This is a genomic window from Synechococcus sp. NOUM97013 (assembly GCF_014279815.1).
Classification (GTDB): Bacteria; Cyanobacteriota; Cyanobacteriia; order PCC-6307; family Cyanobiaceae; genus Synechococcus_C.
In genome coordinates this window covers 1774956-1792366 of sequence record NZ_CP047941.1, presented here as the reverse complement: position 1 = coordinate 1792366, position 17411 = coordinate 1774956, and the positions used below count along the sequence as shown (strand labels likewise).

The 17411-nt window shown below is 58.0% G+C and carries 21 protein-coding genes and 2 tRNA genes; 12 read left to right on the top strand and 11 right to left on the bottom strand.

What is annotated here, in order from left to right; all coding sequences use genetic code 11:
* The first annotated feature begins 38 nt into the window (after positions 1-38).
* Genes wecB through SynNOUM97013_RS09770 form a run of 4 tightly spaced genes read left to right on the top strand, consistent with a single transcriptional unit; the run spans position 39 to position 3171 of the window.
* Positions 39-1151, top strand: a complete 1113-nt coding sequence (gene wecB, locus SynNOUM97013_RS09785) for a non-hydrolyzing UDP-N-acetylglucosamine 2-epimerase (RefSeq protein ID WP_186479567.1) — start codon at positions 39-41, stop codon at positions 1149-1151.
* Positions 1120-1677: a DUF1643 domain-containing protein gene (locus SynNOUM97013_RS09780; RefSeq protein WP_255442721.1), complete on the top strand. Its 558-nt coding sequence runs from the start codon at positions 1120-1122 to the stop codon at positions 1675-1677. The genes wecB and SynNOUM97013_RS09780 overlap by 32 nt, the downstream gene beginning before the upstream one ends.
* A complete protein-coding gene (locus SynNOUM97013_RS09775; RefSeq protein ID WP_186479565.1) occupies positions 1677-1922 on the top strand; it encodes a hypothetical protein in 246 nt (81 codons plus the stop codon). Before SynNOUM97013_RS09780 ends, SynNOUM97013_RS09775 begins: the two co-directional genes overlap by 1 nt.
* The gene (locus SynNOUM97013_RS09770) at positions 1912-3171 is read left to right on the top strand and encodes a sodium:proton antiporter (RefSeq protein ID WP_186479564.1); all 1260 of its coding nucleotides are present in this window, start codon (positions 1912-1914) and stop codon (positions 3169-3171) included. Before SynNOUM97013_RS09775 ends, SynNOUM97013_RS09770 begins: the two co-directional genes overlap by 11 nt.
* On the opposite strand, the gene gltX is transcribed toward SynNOUM97013_RS09770, so the two are convergent.
* Entirely contained in the window at positions 3115-4548 is a 1434-nt protein-coding gene (gltX, locus tag SynNOUM97013_RS09765) for a glutamate--tRNA ligase (protein ID WP_186479563.1), read from the bottom strand. The two genes, SynNOUM97013_RS09770 and gltX, sit on opposite strands and share 57 nt — an antisense overlap.
* A gap of 22 nt (positions 4549-4570) precedes the next feature.
* Positions 4571-4644: transfer RNA gene (locus tag SynNOUM97013_RS09760), tRNA-Asp, on the bottom strand.
* Between the two features lie 202 nt (positions 4645-4846).
* On the opposite strand from SynNOUM97013_RS09760, the gene SynNOUM97013_RS09755 reads away from it, so the two are divergent.
* Positions 4847-5719 (top strand): LysR substrate-binding domain-containing protein, encoded by an 873-nt coding sequence (locus SynNOUM97013_RS09755; RefSeq protein WP_186479562.1) that lies wholly within the window; start codon positions 4847-4849, stop codon positions 5717-5719.
* 77 nt (positions 5720-5796) lie between these two features.
* On the opposite strand, the gene SynNOUM97013_RS09750 is transcribed toward SynNOUM97013_RS09755, so the two are convergent.
* The 4 genes from SynNOUM97013_RS09750 to SynNOUM97013_RS09735 all read right to left on the bottom strand — a co-directional run bounded on the left by SynNOUM97013_RS09750 (position 5797) and on the right by SynNOUM97013_RS09735 (position 6975).
* Entirely contained in the window at positions 5797-5985 is a 189-nt protein-coding gene (locus SynNOUM97013_RS09750; protein WP_006043540.1) for a hyperconserved protein Hcp, read from the bottom strand.
* Positions 5986-6021: 36 nt separating this feature from the next.
* Positions 6022-6094, bottom strand: a tRNA-Trp gene (locus SynNOUM97013_RS09745).
* A 62-nt stretch (positions 6095-6156) separates the two neighbouring features.
* Positions 6157-6618, bottom strand: a complete 462-nt coding sequence (gene rplS / locus SynNOUM97013_RS09740; protein WP_186479561.1) for a 50S ribosomal protein L19 — start codon at positions 6616-6618, stop codon at positions 6157-6159.
* 33 nt (positions 6619-6651) lie between these two features.
* A complete protein-coding gene (locus SynNOUM97013_RS09735) occupies positions 6652-6975 on the bottom strand; it encodes a PepSY domain-containing protein (protein WP_186479560.1) in 324 nt (107 codons plus the stop codon).
* A 60-nt stretch (positions 6976-7035) separates the two neighbouring features.
* Between SynNOUM97013_RS09735 and map the strand changes: the two genes are divergently transcribed.
* On the top strand, positions 7036-7875 hold the full coding sequence (map, locus tag SynNOUM97013_RS09730) for a type I methionyl aminopeptidase (protein ID WP_186481563.1): 840 nt from the start codon (positions 7036-7038) through the stop codon (positions 7873-7875).
* On the opposite strand, the gene SynNOUM97013_RS09725 is transcribed toward map, so the two are convergent.
* On the bottom strand, positions 7856-8650 hold the full coding sequence (locus tag SynNOUM97013_RS09725) for an SDR family oxidoreductase (protein ID WP_186479559.1): 795 nt from the start codon (positions 8648-8650) through the stop codon (positions 7856-7858). The genes map and SynNOUM97013_RS09725 overlap by 20 nt on opposite strands.
* Positions 8651-8670: 20 nt before the next feature.
* Between SynNOUM97013_RS09725 and ebsA the strand changes: the two genes are divergently transcribed.
* Genes ebsA through SynNOUM97013_RS09710 form a run of 3 tightly spaced genes read left to right on the top strand, consistent with a single transcriptional unit; the run spans position 8671 to position 10754 of the window.
* Complete coding sequence (ebsA, locus tag SynNOUM97013_RS09720) at positions 8671-9048, top strand: type IV pilus biogenesis protein EbsA (protein WP_186479558.1); 378 nt, start codon at positions 8671-8673, stop codon at positions 9046-9048.
* Between the two features lie 29 nt (positions 9049-9077).
* Entirely contained in the window at positions 9078-10187 is a 1110-nt protein-coding gene (locus SynNOUM97013_RS09715) for a phosphotransacetylase family protein (protein ID WP_186479557.1), read from the top strand.
* 54 nt (positions 10188-10241) lie between these two features.
* Positions 10242-10754, top strand: a complete 513-nt coding sequence (locus SynNOUM97013_RS09710; protein ID WP_186479556.1) for a DNA recombination-mediator protein A — start codon at positions 10242-10244, stop codon at positions 10752-10754.
* 3 nt (positions 10755-10757) lie between these two features.
* Here the strand turns inward: SynNOUM97013_RS09710 and SynNOUM97013_RS09705 are convergent, their stop codons facing one another.
* Complete coding sequence (locus SynNOUM97013_RS09705) at positions 10758-11201, bottom strand: NfeD family protein (protein WP_186479555.1); 444 nt, start codon at positions 11199-11201, stop codon at positions 10758-10760.
* A gap of 60 nt (positions 11202-11261) precedes the next feature.
* On the opposite strand from SynNOUM97013_RS09705, the gene SynNOUM97013_RS09700 reads away from it, so the two are divergent.
* Complete coding sequence (locus SynNOUM97013_RS09700) at positions 11262-12176, top strand: SPFH domain-containing protein (RefSeq protein WP_186479554.1); 915 nt, start codon at positions 11262-11264, stop codon at positions 12174-12176.
* Here the strand turns inward: SynNOUM97013_RS09700 and SynNOUM97013_RS09695 are convergent.
* Positions 12173-12616, bottom strand: coding sequence for an MAPEG family protein (locus SynNOUM97013_RS09695; RefSeq protein ID WP_186479553.1), 444 nt, complete (start codon positions 12614-12616; stop codon positions 12173-12175). The two genes, SynNOUM97013_RS09700 and SynNOUM97013_RS09695, sit on opposite strands and share 4 nt — an antisense overlap.
* A 151-nt stretch (positions 12617-12767) precedes the next feature.
* Between SynNOUM97013_RS09695 and SynNOUM97013_RS09690 the strand changes: the two genes are divergently transcribed.
* Positions 12768-13262, top strand: a complete 495-nt coding sequence (locus tag SynNOUM97013_RS09690; protein ID WP_186479552.1) for a YajQ family cyclic di-GMP-binding protein — start codon at positions 12768-12770, stop codon at positions 13260-13262.
* Between the two features lie 284 nt (positions 13263-13546).
* Positions 13547-14617 carry a fatty acid desaturase gene (locus SynNOUM97013_RS09685; RefSeq protein ID WP_186479551.1) on the top strand — a complete coding sequence of 357 codons (1071 nt, stop codon included), beginning with the start codon at positions 13547-13549 and terminating at the stop codon, positions 14615-14617.
* Positions 14618-14747: 130 nt separating this feature from the next.
* Here SynNOUM97013_RS09685 and SynNOUM97013_RS09680 read toward each other — a convergent pair whose 3' ends face one another.
* Both SynNOUM97013_RS09680 and hemL read right to left on the bottom strand, forming a co-directional pair.
* Positions 14748-16046 (bottom strand): carbohydrate porin, encoded by a 1299-nt coding sequence (locus SynNOUM97013_RS09680; RefSeq protein WP_186479550.1) that lies wholly within the window; start codon positions 16044-16046, stop codon positions 14748-14750.
* Between the two features lie 27 nt (positions 16047-16073).
* Positions 16074-17375, bottom strand: a complete 1302-nt coding sequence (gene hemL, locus SynNOUM97013_RS09675) for a glutamate-1-semialdehyde 2,1-aminomutase (protein WP_186479549.1) — start codon at positions 17373-17375, stop codon at positions 16074-16076.
* Positions 17376-17411: the final 36 nt, after the last annotated feature.

Here is a 17411-nt window from a genome sequence, read left to right as displayed (position 1 = left end):
TGAAACGCGATTAAGATTCCGCCACCAGTGCTTTGTCTATGGCTGCCAAGCCCCGCGTGACCATCGTGCTTGGCACTCGTCCGGAAGCCATCAAGCTGGCGCCTGTCATTCAGGAATTCCGCGCTTCTGATGCCATCGACACCCGTGTGGTGCTCACCGGGCAGCATCGTGAAATGGTCTCCCAGGTGATGGATCTGTTCCGTTTGAAGGCAGATCAGGATCTCAACCTGATGGCACCACGTCAAACACTGACGCACGTCACCTGTGCTGCGCTGCAGGGCCTCCGCGACGATTTTCAGGCGTTTCCACCAGGATTGGTGTTGGTTCAAGGTGACACCACCACCGCGTTTGCTGCTGCTCTTGCGGCTTTTTACGAACAGATTCCCGTCGGCCACGTCGAAGCTGGCCTGCGGACCGACAACCTGCTGGATCCTTTCCCAGAGGAAGCGAACCGCAGGTTGATTTCACAGGTGTCGCAGCTGCATTTCGCCCCAACCCAGCGTTCCCACGACAACCTGAAGGCTTCCGGCGTGGTGGGTCGGGTGATGGTGACGGGAAACACCGTGATCGACGCTTTGCTGCGCATGGCCGACCAAGCCCCATCGCTCGACGATCTGCCCATCGACTGGGCGCATCAGAAGGTGATCCTGGCCACGGTGCATCGGCGCGAAAACTGGGGTGACCGCCTGAACAGCATTGCGGCGGGCATGCGTCAGGTGCTCGACAGTCATTCGGATGCAGTCTTGTTGCTTCCGCTTCATCGCAATCCGACGGTGCGTGAGCCCCTGCAGGCTCTTCTCGGCGACCATCCCAGGGTCGTGCTTACCGAGCCGCTTGATTACGACCGTCTGGTGGCGGCCATGAAGGGATGCACGCTGCTGCTCACCGACTCTGGCGGTCTGCAGGAAGAAGCCCCGGCCCTCGGCAAGCCCGTCCTGGTACTGCGCAGAACCACCGAACGTCCCGAGGCTGTGGATGCAGGAACTGCTCGGCTGATTGGCACGGATAGTGCGTCGATTGCCCGTGAAGCTTCGCTGCTGCTCGATGATCCTGAGGCTTATGACCAGATGGCCCGTGCGGTGAATCCATTCGGTGATGGCCAGGCCAGTGGTCGGATTCTTGAGGCTGCTTGTGACCTGCTGGAGGTCTGAAGCCTCCTTCAGCGCCTGCGGTCAGTACCGATGGGAGTTGCAGCGTGTGGTGTCAACACCCGCTCACGATGACCATCGGCGCGTGCTGCTGTTTCTGGGCTTGAATCCTTCTCGCGCGGATGCAGGCCGTGACGATCCAACCCTTCGGCGTCTGCAGGGATTCGCCAGGACCTGGGGGCATCATCAGCTTGTCGTGCTCAATCTTTTCGCTCGAATCTCACCGGCTCCCGTGGCCCTGCGCCGGTGTGCCGATCCGGTCGGCAAGGACAACGACCGGGTGTTGAAGGGCTGGTTCCAGGGTTGGGCATCCCACCCTGGTTGGGATCTCTGGCTCGGCTGGGGTGCCGCCGGTGGTCTGCACCAACGGGATCAGCAAGTGGTGGAGATGCTGAAGCAGTCGCTGGTGCACCGTCTTGCAGGGACGGCCCCGCTGGCCATCGGAACCACGCGAAGCGGGCAACCGCGTCATCCTCTCTATGTTTCGGGTGGAAGTTCACCCATACCCTGGACCTGTACGGTTCGCTGATGACACGTACCCCCCGTCGCTATCGCATTTCGCTCCACTTGTCAGGAGGCCAGACGGAGGTGGTTCATTTCCCTACGCTCGACACGTTTCAGGACTGGTATCAGGGGCTTGTCAACGGTGGCAGTGGTCAGGCCTTCGTGAATGTTCCCCTGGGGGATTTTGAAGGTGAATATCTCGTGATCCGTCCTGACGCGGTGATCGGCGTGCGTGTGGAACCGCAATACGCCTCGATCGATGACGCCTGACAGGCTCGGATTGCTTTGGGGCATCACGGTCTTTGCCGGTGCTGGCGCACGTCTGCTGGCTGCTTTGTCGGGGCTTCAGGCTGTTGTGCTGCTGCTGCTGTCCGGCCTGTTGATCGGGCGCTCCGGTTTGGGACTGGTCGAACCTCTTGACCTTGGCCTCGGGCTGGAAACAACTGTTGGGCTGCTGGTCAGCCTGGTGCTGTTCGACGGTGGCCTGAACCTGCGCCTTCCTGGGGACACGATCAAGGCCACTGTGCTGCGCATTTCCCTCGCGCGCCTGGTGTTGTCGTTCGGCGCTGCCATGTTGGCGGCCCATTGGTTGGCCGGCCTGGGATGGTCACTCTCCGCGGTCTACAGCGCAATCGTGCTGTCTACCGGCCCCACGGTAGTGACCCCGATCGTGCAGCAGATCCGACTCGCCTCGCCTCTGGGCGATGTGCTCGAGGCGGAAGGTCTCGTGTTGGAACCCATCGGTGCTGTCTTGGCCTTGCTGCTGCTGGAGCAGCTGTTGGGTGACCTCTATGGCTGGAAAGGCCTTGCCATTGGTCTGTTGTCACGACTCGGTGGAGGGGTGCTGATCGGTTTGGCTGTGGGCTGGCTTTTGTCCGAGGTGTTGCGGCGCCTTCCACCGGAGCACTCGGTGGGGCTGCGTCTGCAGATCACGCTGGGCGTCCTGTTCCTGATGTTCTCGATCTGTGAGTGGCTTTTGCCCGAATCCGGTCTGCCTGCATCGGTGGCTGCTGGCGTGGTGGTGGGGCGTCGTCCTTCGACCCAGGCTGCTCAGTTGGATGAATTGATCCGTGAACTGGCGAGTCTGGCCATCACGATGTTGTTCCCACTGCTGGCGGCCGACGTGTCCTGGGCTGAGCTCAGTCCACTGGGATGGGGTGGTATCAGCTGCGTGCTTGTGCTGATGGTGCTGGTGCGTCCTGTGGCCGTTGGTGTGTCCACCATGGGATTGCCGCTCAACTGGCGTCAGCGCCTGTTCATGGGTTGGTTGGCACCGCGGGGGATCGTCACCGCAGCTGTTGCATCCCTGTTCGCAATCCGGTTGGAACAGGCGGGTGTTCTCGGGGCCGGCCGCCTCCAGGGTCTGGTTTTTTTGACGATCCTGATGACAGTGGGATTGCAGGGGCTGAGTGCCCAACCGCTGGCCAAAGCACTTGGGTTGACGCAGGAGGATGGTGACTCCTCAGTCCAGACAGCGCCTGAGGCGGGGGAGGTCTTGCTCGATTCGGGCCAGCAATGACCAGGTGGTGATCAGGTCGGGTCCCTGTAGACGACCCAACAGCGCAGCTCGCAAGGATTTCATCATCACCCCTTTCTTGACGCCCGCCGCTTTGGCAGCGTCGCCGAGCATCGCTTGAGCTTTGCTGGTGTCGAGCCCATCCCAGGGCTTGGCTTCCAAAGCGGTCAGCAGATGGGAGATCGCAGTTTTGGCACCTTCGACAGCGAGTTGCTTCACACCATCGTCTTCGAGCTCTGGACAGACAAAGAAGGGTGATGCCTGTTCGACGCTGTCTTTGATCAGCGTGAGCGATGGACCCAGCAGTTCACACAGGGCCAGAGCCCAGCTCTGATCCTCTGGCAGCAACCATCCCTCTGATGTCCACAGCGGCGTCACGTCCTGGAGCAACTGCTCTGGCGGCAGAGCATGCAGCACCTGACCATTCAGCCAGTTGAGTTTGTCCCAATCGAAGCGGGCTCCAGCTTTGTTGACGCGATCGAAGCTGAACACCTCCGCTGCCTGTTGCAGGGTGAAGCGTTCCTCCATTCCTTCCGGTACAGACCAGCCCAGCAAGGTCATGTAGTTGGCGATGGCTTCTGCCGTGTAGCCCATGCTGCGGAAGTCATTAATGGAGGTCACTCCATCGCGTTTCGAAAGCTTGCGGCCTTCGGCATTGAGAATCAGCGGCGCGTGCGCGAACGTTGGCTTTGCCAGACCAAGGGCTTCATAAAGCAGCAGCTGCTTGGCGGTGTTGGCGATGTGATCTTCTCCGCGGATCACATGGGTGATGGCCATCGCTGCGTCATCCACCACCACCACCAGGTTGTACAACGGATCACCGACCTGGTCAGCGGGTGCCCGTCGGGCGACCACCATGTCGCCACCGAGGTCGGCGCCGCGCCATCGCATTGGTCCGCGCACTAGATCCTTCCAGAGAATCTCAGCGTCGTCATCGATTTTAAAGCGGATGACCGCCTCCCGTCCTTCGGCCTGAAACGCGGCTTCCTGCTCTGGCGTGAGGTTGCGATGACGGTTGTCGTATCGCGGCGCCTGATTGGAAGCTTTCTGGGCTTCGCGCATCGCCTCCAGCTCTTCTTCACTGGCATAACAGCGATAGGCGAGGCCGTTCTCGAGCAGCGCTTGGATCGCCGCTCGGTGCTGATCCACTCGCTCGCTCTGGATCACGGGGTCTTCATCCCAGTCGATCCCAAGCCATTGCAGACCTTCAAGGATGTTGCGGGTGAATTCCGGTTTGGACCGCTCCTTGTCGGTGTCTTCAATGCGCAGAAGAAAGGATCCGCCCTCTTTTCTGGCGTAAAGCCAATTGAAAACGGCTGTTCGTGCCGTTCCGATGTGCAGCGTCCCCGTTGGGCTGGGTGCCAGACGAACGCGAACCATGCGGTGTCGGATGGGTTGAAAACGGGACCGACGGGGCTCGAACCCGCAACTTCCGCCGTGACAGGGCGGTGCTCTAACCAATTGAACTACGGTCCCAGGTGCTGCATCGCCAACGGCTCGGTTGGGAGCTGACCTGTGTCGCGATCGCGACGAGTGAAGTATCGACCTCAGCCCTGCCCTTCGTCAACATCACGGCGCATGAACGGGTTATGCAGTCATCGGGTAAAAGCGTGAGATCGCTTGTGCGCACTTAGTTGTCAGCTTAAAAATTGCACAACGGGTGGGAACGATCTCAGAGATGGTCGGGATCGACGATCTGGCAATGCTCGATCTGCAGCTTTGGCTGCGTTCCGGCGAGGCCGCGGCGTCGCGCCTGCATTGCGCCCAGAGCACCATTTCCCGTCGTAATGGTGAAACGCTGCGTTGTTTTGACCTGACGATGGTCAGGGATGCCGGGGAATGGCAATTGCAGGGTGATCAGACCTTGCTGCAGATGGAACGCGGTGTGCACCAGTTGCATCGCATGCTGTCGTCCAACATGAAGTGCAGGCTCGAGGCCAATTTCTGGGCTTCGTCAGTCTTGGCTGATCCCCTCCCAGAAGGTTGGACAGGTGGTTGTTGGGATCACGTCGGAATGGTCCGGCCGCTTCAGCTGCTGCGAGAGCGTGTGATTGACGCTTGGATAGGCAGCTATCAGCCCGATCTGCCCGAATCCGATCATTTGCTGGAGGTGATTGATCTCTGCCGGACGCCCGTGCTTTTAGTGGCTAGCGAGGATCACCCGCTTGCACAACGGGACCATCTGACGCAGGAGGACCTTGCTTGTTTCCCGAGTTTGGCGTTGCCAAGCGGGTTGTTCCCGCAGACAGAGGCGGCCCTGCGCCGTCACGGTCTCTGGACTACGCCATCGAGGATGAAGCGTTATCGGCCCGAGCTCTGGCAAGGACGCACCGAGGATCAAGTCACGTTGGCCTATGCCAGCTGTCTGGCTCTTGAAGTGATGCCTGGGCTTGTGCCGCTCAATTTTGATCTGGGGTTGAGCAGTGGTGAAAGTTTGTTGATCTGCCGAGGCTTGAGGGAGCAGCCGAAGATTCAAGCGTTGCTGGCTGCGCTGCGCTCGCGTCTGGCGGAGAAGGCTTCTGCCTACCCGGAATTGCAGCTGCTTTCATAAAAAAACCCGGCAGAGGTCCTGCCGGGCTCAAAAAAATTCACGTCAACAGCAATCGTTGTTGTCAGTGTTGACTGCCGTCAGGGCCTAAAGCCTGCTGGTTCAATCAAGCGCACCTGATTGCCGCGGGCAGTGAATTCACGACCTTGATCGCTTTGGACGACAACGCGTCCACCAGACTTAACGCGGATCACACGGGCACGAACCCAGCCGAGAGCGGCGGATTCGAGGACCTTGACCACATCACCAGGTTGAAGATCCAACTCCATGCTCGAAATCAGGAAACTGCAGAAGGGGCCATCGGACGCGCCGTGGAGGACTCGAACCCCCGACATCAGGTTTTGGAGACCTGCGTTCTACCAACTGAACTAACGGCGCAAGGCGATGAACCCCTCGACCATCACCGAAGCGATGGCATTGGATTGAACGAGGCCGAAGCCTCAGCGATCGAAGCGCTGCTTCACGCGGGTGGCCTTGCCCACCCGTTCCCGCAGATAGAAAAGCTTCGCCCGCCGTACCTTACCGCGGCGCTCCACCTTGATGGAGGCAACCTGCGGGCTGTGAAGCATAAACACCCGTTCCACGCCGATGCCCTGGAAAATCCGGCGAACGGTGATGGTTTGATTCACTCCGCCATGGCGCTTGGCAATGACGACGCCTTCATAGGGCTGAACTCTCTCCTTATTGCCCTCGCTGATGCGCACGCCCACTCGGACGGTGTCACCCACGTAAATGTCGGGAAGATCATTCTTCAGCTGAGCGTGCTCGAACTCCCTGATGAGATCAGCAGGGCTCAGGCGCTCAGCCTTGGCGGCGGTAGCAGCGGCCTTGGGGGTCTCGCTGTCAGTGGCCACTGCTTCTGCAGTGTCCTGCGCAGATGTTTCTTTCGGGTCCGCTGCCATCCCAGCTCCGGGTAATCACGCCAAACAACCAGCTTACCCTGCCGGCTCACCCTTCTTTGAGCGCTGTTTCCAGCTTGATCGCCAGGACTGCAGCACCATGCTGCCGCCCGTGACGATCAACCACAGAACGCCGATGCCATTGAGAACGACGACGACAGGCTCCAGCTGCGGTCCCAGCCATTCACCTTCGTGAACGCTCATCAGCCAGTGCGCATCGTCGCGACTCACGCCAAACCAGTCGCGCAGCACGCGGTAAGCAGTGCCGGTGATCACGCTGGTCAGCAGTGGCAGCATCACAAACGGTGCCACCCATCGATGCAAGCGTCGCAACCGAACGATTAACAGCGCCACTGTCATCTGCCCTTCACGATTGATAGCGTGACAGCAGGACGTCGGGACTGCCCGAAGGAATCGCCGATGAACTTGTTCGCTGATCTGCTTGCCTCCACAAAAAATGGCAGCGTGACCGCCACTGGGCCCCGCATTCAGCAGCGTCGGGGCGTGGAGATCAAGTCAGCGAGAGAACTGAAGATCATGGCCAAGGCCAGTCGCATTGTGGCCACGGTCCTCAAGGAGACCATCGCCATGGTTGAACCGGGGCAAACCACGGGCGATCTGGATGCCTATGCCGAGCGCCGCATCCGCGAAATGGGTGCCACACCCAGCTTCAAGGGCTATCACGGGTTCCCCGCCAGCATCTGCGCCAGCATCAACGACGAAGTGGTGCACGGCATCCCCAGCAACAAACGGGTGATTCGCGCCGGTGATCTGCTCAAAGTCGATACGGGTGCCTTCTTTGACGGCTACCACGGCGACAGCTGCGTCACCATCTGCGTTGGTGACGTGAGCGAAGAAGCGGCTGTCCTCAGCCGTGTGGCCCAGGAATCGTTGATGGCAGGTCTGGCGCAGATCCGTCCCGGCAACACGTTGCTCGACATCGCCGGTGCCGTGGAAGACCGCGTTCTGGAGGGCGGGTTCAGCGTTGTTGAGGATTACACCGGTCATGGCGTCGGCCGGAATCTTCACGAGGAACCCTCGGTGTTCAATTTCCGAACCGATGCTCTTCCCAACGTGACGTTGCGGCCAGGGATGACCCTGGCGGTGGAACCCATCCTTAATGCCGGTAGCAAGGCCTGCCGGACCCTTAAGGATCGCTGGACCGTTGTCACTCGCGATGGAGGCCTCTCCGCGCAATGGGAACACACGATCGTGGTGACGTCCGACGGTTGCGAGATCCTCACGGATCGGGGTGACTGACTCTGAAAATTCGGTTGTAGATCAGTCGTCCGAGTTCCGTGAATGGCATCACCACCCAGGTGATCGGATTGGGAGTGACAACGATGAGCGGCAGTCCCATGTCCGCTTGCCGAAGAATCTGATTGGCAACGAAGCTCGCCGACATCACCCCAATGGGGTTGAGGTCGGAACGAAACGGTCCCAGCACCAATTTGCGCAATCGAGGTAAGCCGTTGCGTTCTTTTGCAGGGGCACTCCAACGCAAACTCACCAACTGGCCGATCAGGCGCTTGCTGAGTTCATAGGCAGGACTGAGGGCAGGCTGGATCTCCGCTTCTGAGGTGTTGACCCAAAGCTCAGGAGGCTTCGATCCTGTTGCTGTGATGCTGTGCAATTGCTCAAAACGTTGCAGAAGCCGCCAGTGGCTCATGGCATTCACCTCGATCGCCAGGCTCAGGCTGTCGGGGCATTGATCCCCACCGGGATTGATGCCATGGTTCAGCACTAGCAAGTCAAGATCCCGCAGGGTTGCATCCAGCGCATCTTCCTCACCGCAGCTCCAGCGGACCCAGGAATGGGGGCCTGCGCTCGCATCGCGTTCCGACGGTTCCGGTCGATGACTCAGGGCTACAACATGGGCTCCTCGTTCCCTGAAACAACGGGTCAAGGCCCGGCCCAGTTCGCCTCCGGCTCCTGTGATCCCCACGCGACGTCCGTCCCAGCCAGAGGCCGCGGCACCGGATCGGGAACTTGCGGTCCTGGACGAGGACTGGGCCATTTCGGTGAGCTTGGGCATGCTTGGAACAGCTCGACGGTATGACGTTGTCCAGCCCGTCTGGAGATGCCCAACTCGCCCTGTTTGCTCCTTACTGCGGTGGTCGCCGGCGGGAAGATGCGCTGAGGCGCGCGCTTGATTGGCTTGCAATCGGGCAGTTTCAGGGTGAGCGACAACTCAGTAATGCCAGGTCTCACCGATTCCGCTTGGACTGGTCGCCCACCCGATCCCCACTGGAGACCAGCAGCTGCCAGCTGGCTCTTTCGGATGTCCAGCAAGAGCCCTACCGCTTTGCTTGTCCTGCCCATCGCCTGGTGCAGTGGTTGATGGATGTGGAGGCTGCGGAGCCCCGCGATCTACCGGATGCGTTCTGGCGATGGTTGTTGTTGGAGCGGAATCCTGACGAGAGTCCCCCTTAAATTGTGAGAACTGACATCAGTTCTCCCGAATGGGCTCAACCCTGCTGATCGGATCCTGTGAACCCTTCAGCGGTAAGTCCGCGCTTGTTCTCGGGATCGCGCGGCATCTTCGCTCAGCTGGTGCAAGGGTCCTGTTTGGCAAACCGCTGGCCACGAGCCTTGATTGGGAGCCTGGAGCGGGAACGCCTCCATCCCCTCTGATTGATGACGACGTGCGTTTCGTCGGGGAGACCCTCGGGTTGGAGGAGCAGGATCTGTTGCCCTCTCTGCATCTGCTCTCGGCCCATTCGGGAAAGCAAAGGCTTGCCGATGGAGTGCTGTCGGCAGGTGACGGTCTTGATCAGCTGCGTTCCAGCCTGCAGCAGCCAGACAGCGGCATCACGCTGCTGGAAGCGGCGGGCAGCCTGCATGAAGGACTGCTGTACGGCCTCAGCCTTGTGCAGCTGGCCCGAGACCTGGATGCTCCTGTGGTGCTTGTGCATCTCTGGGAGGACAGTCGCAGCGTGGATGCCTTGTTGGCTGCACAGCAGCAACTCGGCGAGCGTCTGCGTGGTGTGGTGCTGAATGCGGTGACGCCGGATGACGTCGAGAGCCTTGAACGGAACGTGGTTCCTGCATTGCAGGCGCTTGGTATCGAGGTGTTTGGCGTGATGCCACGCTCTCCTTTGCTGCGCAGCGTCACGGTTGGCGAGCTGGTGCGACGTCTGGATGCGCGAGTGCTGTGCTGTCGCGAAAAGCTCGATCTTCTGGTCGAGACCCTGAGCATCGGTGCGATGAATGTGAATTCCGCCATGGAATTCTTCCGGCGTCGCCGCAACATGGCAGTGGTTACCGGTGCGGATCGCACCGACATTCAGCTGGCGGCGCTGGAAGCTTCAACGCAATGTCTGATCCTCACTGGTGCGGGTGATCCACTTCCACAGCTCATCAGTCGCGCTGATGAGCTGGAGGTGCCCTTGCTGAAGGTTGAACAGGACACCCTCGGCACCGTTGAAGTGATTGAGCAGGCCTTCGGTCATGTGCGTTTGCATGAGGCGGTGAAGGCGACCTACGCCTTCCGCCTGGTCGAAGAACACTGCCGCTTGAATGACCTCTTTAAGGCTGTCGGCTTCGACGCCTTGGCGATTCCCTCAAATTGATGGCTCCGACAGGGTTCATCACTGCTAGTTTTTATGAACAGCGGCGGGTAGTCATTGAGCCAGTCACTTGATCTGCCTGCACTCGACAGGGTGGACACACTTGCTCAGGAACTGGCCCTTCTGCAGGACAAGGGCAAGCGGCGAATTGCCATTCTCGGCAGCCGCCACGTTCCGGTGGTCGCGATTCATTTGATCGAACTGATTGCCCGCTCTCTGGCCCAAGAGGGGCATTCCCTGGTCACCTCAGGGGCCCAAGGCGTGAATGCTGCTGTCATTCGCGGTGTTCTCGCCGTGGATCCCGCCAAGCTCACGGTGTTGCTGCCCCAAAGCCTTAGTCGTCAGGGGGTCGAGATTCGCGATCAACTGGAACAGGTCCTGCATCTCATCGAGAAACCTGAGCACGATGATTTGCCGCTGCCCATGGCCAGCAGCCTTTGCAATCAAGACATCATCAGTCGTTGCGATCAACTGATCTGTTTCGCCTTCCACGACAGCGAAACGCTGCTGGCCAGCTGTCGGAATGCTGAGGACATGGGCAAAGTTGTGAGTCTGCTTTTCTTTGACTGAGCTTCAAAGCTGGGGGAGTGTGGGCAACACCTGCAGCCTTGTGCCGTCGCGCCCCATCACCATCACCTGATCCCCAGGCTTTAGGAGGGTTTCGATGTCGAGGGAGTGCGCCGCCCAGCTTTGCCCATGCCAGCGCACACGGCCCTCCCCACCAGGCGCGATGGCATCCAGCACTTCAGCGGTGTCTTCCCGCAATCGGCGCCGGCCAGGTCGTGGCGTGCGTCTGGCTGACCAGCGTGTCAGCCAAAGTGTTCCCAGCACTGTCATCAACACGAAAAGGCTGATTTGCAGCCAGATCGGAAGGGGCAGTAGAGCTGTCAGCACCGAGACGGTCAACCCCGCGAAGGCTGCAAACATCAAGCCGTCGAAACTGGGGGACACCAGTTCGATTCCCAACAACAATCCCGCCACCAGCAACCAGATCAGGGGAATCCAAAGGGATGTCATGACGGGTTGGTTTGCTTGCTCCACTTTGGGGGCTACGTTCCCAGCAGACACCCTCTCGTTATGGAAGCCTTTCTAAGTCTGCCGGCTTTGATTCTGATCGCGCTGCTGGGAAGCGGAAGTGTGAAAGTCACCAGTGGCGGGCGATCAAGGCTGGTGGAACGTCTCGGCAAATTCGATCGTCAGCTGCAGCCTGGTCTTTCCATCGTGATTCCCGTTGTGGAGAGGGTGGTGAGCCATGAATCACTCAAGGAACGTGTGCTGGATATTCCCCCTCAGTTGTGCATCACCCGGGACAATGTCTCCATCGAAGTGGATGCAGTCGTCTACTGGCAGTTGTTGGAGCATTCTCAGGCGTATTACGCCGTTGACAATCTGCAGGCGGCCATGGTGAATCTCGTGCTCACGCAGATCCGTGCGGAGATGGGAAAACTGGATCTTGATCAGACGTTCACGACCCGCAGTGAAGTGAACGAATTGCTGCTCAAAGAACTGGATGAGGCTACGGATCCCTGGGGTGTGAAGGTGACGCGGGTGGAGATGCGCGATATCAATCCTTCTCCCGGTGTGAAGCAGGCGATGGAGGCGCAGATGACTGCGGAACGCGAAAAGCGGGCCGCGATTCTGCGATCGGAAGGTGAAAAAGAAGCCCAGCTGAATGAGGCTCGCGGTCGTGCTGAAGCTCTGGTCCTTGATGCGCGTGCTCAGAAGGAAGCGCTGATGTTGGAAGCTGAGGCTCAGGCCAATCAGCAGAGCGTGCTGGCTGAGGCCAAATCAGACGCTGCCAGGGTGATGGCCAAAGCCCTGGCGGAAAGTCCCGAAGCAGAGGAAGCCGTTCGCTTGATGCTGGCTCAGGATTGGATGGCCATGGGCCAGCAGATGGCGAATTCCCCTGCTGGCAGTGTGTTGATGGTGGATCCCCAGTCACCCGCTTCGTTGATTGCGGCGCTGAAGCAGTTCCAGCAGTCGAAGTCTTAAGCGATGAGCAGGGCCTTAAGTCCTTCGCTGTAAAGAATGCCGGTGCACAGCAGTGCTCCGGCCCAGCACAGGCCGCGCAGGGGCGGAATGTTGGCGACATAGGCGGGGAGATATACGAAACGCAGCAGCGGTTGCAGCAGTGCGGCTGGAACCGCCAGGCCGGGCAGTTCTCCCACCTGAAGCACGGCAATCAAGGCGAGCAGCGCTGCTGGCGCATGCAAAGTGAAGGCCTCAAAGCTGTTCTGATGCGCCCAGCTGGCCCGTTGCCCCCATGCGGGCAGGCGCTCGAACATGGCCCTGGGCGCTTTCATGTCGTCCATGGTGAAGTCAGCCTGAGAGCGAGCAGCACCCAAGGGAATGATGCTCGCGATCACAGCAGCTCCTGACAGCACGAGCGACCAGGCGTAGGGAGCAGCAGGAGTCTGTGTCAGCCAATCCATGATGTTCACGACCGATCTCAAGGGGGCTCAAACGATAGAGATCGACTGTCCAGGGATGCGAAGGCTCATTGGAGCCTGCATCCAGGGCATCTGCATGGTCAGAGAGCAATCGGAAGGCGATTGCTAGCCTTCAATCATCTGGACGTTTTCGATGGCTTCATACTCCTTTGATGTGGTGTCTGACTTTGATCGTCAGGAGCTGGTGAACACGCTTGATCAGGTGCGTCGTGATGTTTCTCAGCGGTACGACCTCAAGGATTCAGCCACTGAGATTGAGCTTGAGGAGGCAGCTGTCGTCATTACCACGGCGAGCGATATGACTCTTCAGGCCGTTGAGGACATCATTCGGGCGAAAGCAACCAAAAGAAATTTGTCGCTCAAGATCTTTGATTTTCAGTCAGCAGAAACAGTTGGCGGTAATCGCGTGCAGCAGACCGTAAAGCTTAAAAAAGGTCTTAGCCAGGAACTTGCCAAGAAAATGAGCAAGATGGTGCGCGATGAGCTGAAAAAAGTGACGGTTGCGATTCAAGGTGAAAGCTTGCGGATCACGGGTAAAAACAAAGATGATCTGCAGCAAGCAATCCAGTTGCTCCGTTCAAAAGAAGATGAGCTCGATGTGCCCCTTCAGTTTGAGAATTATCGTTGACAATAATGGGCTGGGATTGCATGGCGTTCGTAATTGATAGCCATTAGATCAAGTTTTTCCATGGTTGCCTCGTTAAGAGAGGACTAAGCGGTTTGGTGTCGGCTCTGATTGGGCTAGGCATGCTTCTTTGGAGCATTTGAAGTCGGTAGCGTCTCAATTGGTGCTATACAGGATGGCCAGAGCGATTTCTGGCGCAACTTTGCTTTCGGCTGTTGATCGATTCGACGACTTCCAGGTCTCCGGTGAAGAATCTCAGGAGGATTGATCTCAGTATCAAGCCGTACATGGTTAGCGATGACAGAATTGCTGCATGGCAATTGGCCAATACAATTATTCCATTGATTGTTTGTTGCATTGCATTATCGCATTTCACTCAGTCTTTAAGTATATTTTCTGCCGCACTTTCTTTGCTCTTTTTTGTACTCGTTATTTTATTTTTGAGTCGAAGTTTCTCTTTGATGCATGATTGCGGTCATCAGAGTCTTTTCCGCTCAAAGAGTGCAAACAGGGTTGCGGCATTTGTTCTAAGTATTTTCCATGCTATGCCTCATTACCCTTGGTCGAGAGGGCATGATTTTCACCATAAATACAATGGAAATTGGGATCGATATCGTGGTCCTTCTGCTTTGACCACTGTCAGAAATTATCAAGAAAAGAGTAATTTTTTAAAAGGCTGCTATCGAGCACTTCGTCATCCTGTGTTGTTGTTTCCTGGAGGTTTTTACTACCTCGTAATTAAGCCCAGAGTGACGTTGTTTCTTGGGATTGGCGAATTTATTGTCAAGGGTCTGGGTGGTAAAGCAATTGAAGTAATTTCTGGCAGGGCCACTGGAAGTCGTTCGTTTTTCACGAGATATGATTCGAAATTCTTCTACGTCAAGGAAGAGGCTTATGATGCGTTAGCGAATACAATTGTGCTCTTTGGTGCTTGGTATCTGATTGGCCGGGTCATTGGATTTTGGCACTTTTTTGTGCTGTACTTTCTGATTATGAGTGTTAGTGCTGCTTTGATGATCGCAGTGTTTTTTGTTCAGCACAATTTCCCAGGATCGTACGCTAGCGATGAGGAAAAATGGAGTTATTTCAGGGGTGCTATCGAAGGATCTTCTTTTCTTCAGATGCCCCGCCTTTTGAATTGGTTTACCGCTGATATTGCTTACCATCATATTCACCATTTGTCTGAAAGAATTCCTAATTATCGATTGCGTGCTTGTCATCTGGCTAACGCAAGTAAGTTTGGCAGCGTCAATAGGCTTTATCTCTCTCAAATAGCGACATGTTTTTCTTTCATTCTTTGGGATGATGAGCGATGCGAGCTTGTCCCAGTCAGTGATTTGGGGCATGGTTGTTATTGAGCACGTATTGCGTCAGTCGTTCGAGTATTTCGCTTAAGATTTTGCATTTTTGTTTAATGGTTTCTTCTTTGAGCTTGCTTGAGCATTCAACATGTTTGTCGCTTGCTGTGAGTCGATTGAATCGCGTTCTTTAAAGATTCAAATTGAGTTGAATGCCGCCAGCCCAGATCCCAGGTGTGTTGCCCAGGCCTCCAGGATTGATGATCCACTGCATGACTGGCTGGATTTGCAGCATGTCGGAAACGTAAATCGAATAGTTGAGTTCAATCGTGGCCTCGTAGCTTTTCCCAGGACTCAGTGTTGAGCTGAAACTGGTGCGTTGGAGACCGAGGGCGACGACGTCCCGTGGGCGGCTCGGAACAACACCTTGGGTGAGCCAGCCGCCGCCAACGTAGGTCGGGTATGGGTTGTTCTCTGGGTCAAGGCTGACTGTGCCTGCGGCCCAAAGGCGACTGTCGAGGCCGACCGGCAGGTCCAGTGGCCAGGTGATGGATCCATAGATGCCGCGGTTGCGACCTTCACCGAGCGCATCTGCGTCATCGCTCAACAGGCGCGTGGATGTCAGATAGCCGCCCAGTTGCAGTTCAGGTAGGGGTAATTGCCGGGGAACGCTCGCCTGGGTGTCCCGCAGAGAAATCGGTCTCGATAGATCGGTTCGTGATGGCAGTGGATTTCGGGTCCACTGAAGCGCCTGCATTGCTCCCTGCACCTCGGGGATGCCTGGATTGGCCCCCAGGCTGGAAGCAATAGTCGTCTGTGGATTCAAATAGAAGTAGCCGTAGCCAAGACTTCCGAGTGATTCGGAATGCGCTTTCACCTTGAGACCGGGTGCCACAAAGGGATCGATGGGCATGCCCACCACCAGCAGATTCATGGTGTTGTTGAACACTGAACTGAAATAGCTGCTCATCACTGGAGCGGCCACAAAGCCAGGCTCACCGGTCATGACGGGCTCCAGCGACATCAGCCCCAGTTCCGCTTCCCACCATCCACGGCCCCGATTTCTGACAACGCTTGCCTCGGTGAGCCAGGTGCCGACGGGGTTGACCAGGGTCTGGAGGGTGAAGGCGGATCCCAGATCTGTGTTCAGATTTGGGTTGCCGGCGTCGCTGGTGACCTCGACATTCAGCTGCCAGTGATCGAGTTCGCTCCAATTGTCTTGGTCTTTCCCGAACCCGCTGCTCAGGGACAGCCCCAGGCTCACCGCTTGATACCAATTGCTGGCGCCGGGTTGATCACCACCGACGACGCCCACCATGGGCTGGGCTGTGACCGTGACGCTCAGGTCAGCCCACTCGGGCAGCCCCAGTAAAGATTGAATCGGGCCCGTTCGAGCCGGTGGTGCGAAAACGGCACTCGATGCGAGTGCGAGGGCTGATGCAAACAGTTTTGGAACCGCTTCCAGACTGACGAATGGATGGAGGGGCATGGAAGCGGTTCAGGCTGACTCGAGAGTTCAGGCGACAGCGGCGAAACTCTCACGGAAGGCCTGGATTGTGCTCTCGATGTCCGCATCGGAGTGGGCCAGGGAGGTGAAGCCTGCTTCAAATGCTGATGGCGCCAGGTAAACACCGCGCTCGAGCATGGCGCGATGCAGCTTGCCGAAACGTTCAGAATCGGTGGCTTTGGCTTCTTCGAAGTTCCTGACAGGACCTTCACAGAGGAAGAAGCCGAACATGGCGCTCACACTGCCGGCAGTGATCGGCAGACCTGCTGATGCGGCGGCCTCTTTGATGCCAGCCACCAGCTTCTCGGTGGTCGCTGTCAGCTTCTCGTAGCTACCGGGTTGTTTCAGCAGCTCAAGGGTTTTGATCCCGGCCGTCATGGCCAGGGGGTTACCGCTGAGCGTGCCGGCCTGATACATCGGACCTGCAGGAGCCACCATCTCCATGATCTCGCGACGGCCGCCGTAAGCACCCACAGGCAGTCCGCCACCGATCACTTTGCCCATGGTGGTCAGGTCGGGAGTCACGCCGAAATGGGCCTGGGCACCGCCGTAACTGATGCGGAAGCCCGTCATCACTTCGTCGAACACCAGCAGGGCGCCGTGTTCCTTGGTGAGCTCACGCAGTCCTTCGAGGAAGCCAGGTTCCGGCTGGATGAAACCGGCGTTGCCCACGATCGGCTCAAGAATTACCCCGGCGATCGCGTCGGGGTTCTCGGCGAAGAGTTGCTTGACCGCTTCCAGATCGTTGTACGGAGCGGTGAGGGTGTTGGCGGTGGTGCTGCGGGGCACACCGGGAGAGTCGGGCAGCCCGAGCGTGGCCACACCGGAGCCTGCTTTCACCAGGAACATGTCCGCGTGGCCGTGGTAGCAGCCTTCGAACTTGATCACCTTGTCGCGACCCGTGTAGGCGCGCATCAGTCGCAACACGGCCATGCAGGCTTCGGTGCCGCTATTCACGAAGCGAACCATCTCGACGCTGGGGACCGCGTCGATCACCATTTCGGCCAGGGTGTTCTCGAGGGAGCAGGGGGCACCGAAACTCGTGCCTTTTTCGAGGGTTTCCTGCAGGGCGCTGATCACCTCAGGGTGCGCATGGCCGCAGATGGCTGGCCCCCAGCTGCCGATGTAGTCGATGTATTTGTTGTCGTCGACGTCCCAGGCGTAGGGCCCTTTGACGCGATCGAAAACGATTGGCTGGCCTCCCACCGACTTGAACGCGCGCACGGGTGAGCTCACGCCGCCGGGCATCAGAGCCTGGGCTGCATTGAAGAGCTCCTGGGAGCGGGTGGTGTTCAAGCTTGGTGCTGTCACGGGGGCGGAAGCCAAAGGGCTGATGCAAACCGTGCA

What these genes read in the sequence shown, in the direction of transcription:
- SynNOUM97013_RS09750 (WP_006043540.1), bottom strand. Translation starts at nt 5,985, where the DNA reads ATGGAGTTGGATCTTCAACCTGGTGATGTGGTCAAGGTCCTCGAATCC.
- SynNOUM97013_RS09680 (WP_186479550.1), bottom strand. Translation starts at nt 16,046, where the DNA reads ATGCCCCTCCATCCATTCGTCAGTCTGGAAGCGGTTCCAAAACTGTTT.
- SynNOUM97013_RS09700 (WP_186479554.1), top strand. Translation starts at nt 11,262, where the DNA reads ATGGAAGCCTTTCTAAGTCTGCCGGCTTTGATTCTGATCGCGCTGCTG.
- ebsA (WP_186479558.1), top strand. Translation starts at nt 8,671, where the DNA reads ATGACGTTGTCCAGCCCGTCTGGAGATGCCCAACTCGCCCTGTTTGCT.
- SynNOUM97013_RS09775 (WP_186479565.1), top strand. Translation starts at nt 1,677, where the DNA reads ATGACACGTACCCCCCGTCGCTATCGCATTTCGCTCCACTTGTCAGGA.
- SynNOUM97013_RS09755 (WP_186479562.1), top strand. Translation starts at nt 4,847, where the DNA reads ATGGTCGGGATCGACGATCTGGCAATGCTCGATCTGCAGCTTTGGCTG.
- SynNOUM97013_RS09770 (WP_186479564.1), top strand. Translation starts at nt 1,912, where the DNA reads ATGACGCCTGACAGGCTCGGATTGCTTTGGGGCATCACGGTCTTTGCC.
- SynNOUM97013_RS09705 (WP_186479555.1), bottom strand. Translation starts at nt 11,201, where the DNA reads ATGACATCCCTTTGGATTCCCCTGATCTGGTTGCTGGTGGCGGGATTG.
- SynNOUM97013_RS09735 (WP_186479560.1), bottom strand. Translation starts at nt 6,975, where the DNA reads ATGACAGTGGCGCTGTTAATCGTTCGGTTGCGACGCTTGCATCGATGG.
- SynNOUM97013_RS09685 (WP_186479551.1), top strand. Translation starts at nt 13,547, where the DNA reads ATGGTTAGCGATGACAGAATTGCTGCATGGCAATTGGCCAATACAATT.
- gltX (WP_186479563.1), bottom strand. Translation starts at nt 4,548, where the DNA reads ATGGTTCGCGTTCGTCTGGCACCCAGCCCAACGGGGACGCTGCACATC.
- rplS (WP_186479561.1), bottom strand. Translation starts at nt 6,618, where the DNA reads ATGGCAGCGGACCCGAAAGAAACATCTGCGCAGGACACTGCAGAAGCA.
- SynNOUM97013_RS09725 (WP_186479559.1), bottom strand. Translation starts at nt 8,650, where the DNA reads ATGCCCAAGCTCACCGAAATGGCCCAGTCCTCGTCCAGGACCGCAAGT.
- SynNOUM97013_RS09695 (WP_186479553.1), bottom strand. Translation starts at nt 12,616, where the DNA reads ATGGATTGGCTGACACAGACTCCTGCTGCTCCCTACGCCTGGTCGCTC.
- map (WP_186481563.1), top strand. Translation starts at nt 7,036, where the DNA reads ATGAACTTGTTCGCTGATCTGCTTGCCTCCACAAAAAATGGCAGCGTG.
- wecB (WP_186479567.1), top strand. Translation starts at nt 39, where the DNA reads ATGGCTGCCAAGCCCCGCGTGACCATCGTGCTTGGCACTCGTCCGGAA.
- SynNOUM97013_RS09715 (WP_186479557.1), top strand. Translation starts at nt 9,078, where the DNA reads ATGGGCTCAACCCTGCTGATCGGATCCTGTGAACCCTTCAGCGGTAAG.
- SynNOUM97013_RS09690 (WP_186479552.1), top strand. Translation starts at nt 12,768, where the DNA reads ATGGCTTCATACTCCTTTGATGTGGTGTCTGACTTTGATCGTCAGGAG.